This window comes from Phormidesmis priestleyi ULC007 (genome assembly GCF_001895925.1).
GTDB lineage: Bacteria > Cyanobacteriota > Cyanobacteriia > Leptolyngbyales > Leptolyngbyaceae > Phormidesmis_A > Phormidesmis_A priestleyi_A.
This window is the reverse complement of the sequence record NZ_MPPI01000088.1, coordinates 1-2,524: the sequence shown is the minus strand read 5'-3', so window position 1 is coordinate 2,524 and position 2,524 is coordinate 1. Positions and strand designations below refer to the sequence as shown.

Below are 2,524 nucleotides of genomic sequence, written 5' to 3'. Positions count from 1 at the left end.
GTCGGATCATTCAAGGGGCTTGCCTCGTCAGAACTGAGAATGATTTGAACCTGACTGTTACTTTTACGGGTTTCCGCAAATTCTTACACTCTTTTAAGCTGAGTAGTTACCAGCTCGGATAGACAAATTCCAGGCATTTGCTGAAGCTGCTCCTGTAAGGCTTTAAGAGCCGTTGGGGATAGCGACGGAACTTCAACTCCAATGTAGTCTTCAAGCCACAGCCAGTTATCTTGCAACACCCAGTTGATCTCGCAATTGCACCAAACTCGAAATCGAAAGCCGAAGACTTGAGCGTAAGCTTCACCTGGTGGGCAATGCCATTGCCTATGGGTGCGACCTCTACCTGATACTAAAGTGACTCAAGCCTCCTGCTGATAAGGTTTTTGAACGATTTCACAGTAGTCCTTTTGATTATTCATTGATCAATTTTACAGGCACTCAAAACCCTTATGGAGCAAAAGGTAATCGGTTTTTTCCAATGTATCGGATGGAGGTCGCACCCATTGCCTATGTGCGTCTTGGCAGTAGCGATTTGAGTTCTCTTGAGCGAGTTTAATCAAATCTGCTTCGGTCTTACACTCCTCCCATTCCACGCCATCGGTTCGCAAAACAAAGAAATCAGGCGTGTACTGATGCCGCATTCGCCTTCCAGTTTTCGACGAGTAGACTAATTCAATCGGTGACGGTTGATCATAGTATTCCAGAACCGTCGTATCATGCTCAAGTTCATGAATTCGGGCTAGTTCATTGCGATGCGACTCAAACTGAATTGTCAGTCCCATCTTTCGACTCGGATAGCTGCCGCAAACATTCTTTCGCCGTCCTTGAACTTGGCGGGATGGCGTAGCACTCCGAACTTGCTCAATCACTGCACGAGCAACTGAATTAATTTGAAGCTGCTGGCACCAATCGTTAAAGGCTTGACTGCTTAACATCCTCGCAGCCTCCTGAAGAGTTACAACCGTGGAACCGGAACTCATCGCTTTTCATTGTCCCAGTAGGCTAGTTGAAACTACCCACTTTAGTGGGAGACTTTAGTTGCTACTCAGTTCCCGACGGCTTGAGCGGGGTGACATGGTAGGTTTGAGAAAAACCATCATGGCAGAACAGCGTCGAGGGAGTCATACAGTGACCCAATTAACGGTACATCTGGTGTGGGTAACGAAGAATCGTTATCCAGTACTAAAAGGAGAGATTCAGAAACGGTGCCGAGAACTGATTATGCAGATTTGTGACGCGGAAGACGTGAAGATTCTCAAAGGGGTCGTGAGTAAGGCTCATGTGCATATGCATATAGAGTATCCCCCCACTTAGAGCCTAGCCGAAAACCTCTAAATCTATGACATACTTGGCTACAGAGTGTTTCAGCCGTTGATCAGCCATGTCCTTCACAGAAATTGACCCATTGTTTCTCCTGCCTGATGAAGTTTGGGAACGAGTGAGTTTTGTGATTCCTGCCGACCGCCCCAAGCCGAAAGGGGGACGACCGAGAATGGAGAATCGACAGGCATTAAATGCCATCTTTTATGTGCTGCGAACGGGGTGTCAATGGAATGCAATTCCCAGGAGTCTAGGGGCATCGAGTACCGTGCATGACCGATTCAGCGAATGGGTAGAAGCCGGGGTGTTTGAGCGGATGTGGGAAGCGGGGTTAAACCAGTACGCCGATGAGGTGGGGATTGAGTGGGAATGGAACGCGATGGATGGGGCGATGGTGAAAGCGCCCTTGGGGGGAAAAAGCAACGGGGCGTAATCCCACAGACCGAGGCAAGTCTGGCACGAAGCGGAGTGTGTGTAACGGATGGCAACGGCATTCCACTAGCGATTGTGATTGAAGGCGCAAATCGGCATGATATGAAATTGACGGAAGCCACGCTAGCAGCGCAACGAATCGTACCGGAAGACTGTCCAGAAGGAGAAGCTCGAAATCTTTGCTTAGACAAAGGCTATGACTACAATGAGGTGAGAGACATCCTCAAGGCATGGGGATATGTTGGGCACATTCCACTGCGAGACGAAGGACAACGAATTATTGATGACATTCCGAACTACCGAGCGAGAAGGTGGGTAGTCGAAAGAACCCATTCCTGGATGAATCGATTTCGACGGGTTTTGATCCGCTGGGAGAAGAAGCCAGAACATTATTTAGCAAGGCTGCACTTATCCTGCGCTTGTATTGTGGTGCGGGCAATTCAGGTTTTCGGCTAGGCTCTAAGGCTGCTCGCACGGCTCTAGCACTGATGCGAGTATACAAGAACGTGGATTGAAACTTTGGGTCTGCCTGAGCCTGTCCATCCACTAAGCTGCGGATATCTGCTTCTAAATCAGACAGCACCCTTTCACTTTTGTGTTGTCCTCGTGCCCGATAATTATCGACACAAATCATCCCGGTTCGTCTTTCATGCAAGCCTAGTAGAGAGTCAAGGTTGAATTGAGGGATAAAGCCGCTTCAGTTTGACGCGAGCATCTGCGGTGGTAAATCGCCAATCGACCGTGTGGTTCTGAGCCTTTCTTGACTGTTGCC

Annotated in this window: 2 protein-coding genes and 2 pseudogenes; 2 read left to right on the top strand and 2 right to left on the bottom strand. The window is 48.8% G+C overall.

Annotated features, from left to right (window positions below; translation table 11 throughout):
• Positions 1-83: 83 nt before the first annotated feature.
• On the bottom strand, positions 84-239 hold the full coding sequence (locus BRW63_RS28655; protein WP_181314515.1) for a hypothetical protein: 156 nt from the start codon (positions 237-239) through the stop codon (positions 84-86).
• A gap of 189 nt (positions 240-428) precedes the next feature.
• A complete protein-coding gene (locus BRW63_RS26805; protein ID WP_073075352.1) occupies positions 429-935 on the bottom strand; it encodes a TnsA endonuclease N-terminal domain-containing protein in 507 nt (168 codons plus the stop codon).
• 163 nt (positions 936-1,098) lie between these two features.
• Here BRW63_RS26805 and tnpA point away from each other — a divergent pair.
• Together tnpA and BRW63_RS26795 are read left to right on the top strand one after the other, a co-directional pair.
• Positions 1,099-1,308: pseudogene (gene tnpA, locus BRW63_RS26800) on the top strand (IS200/IS605 family transposase); the annotation flags it as partial.
• 73 nt (positions 1,309-1,381) lie between these two features.
• A pseudogene (locus BRW63_RS26795) lies at positions 1,382-2,208 on the top strand (IS5 family transposase).
• Positions 2,209-2,524 lie beyond the last annotated feature (316 nt).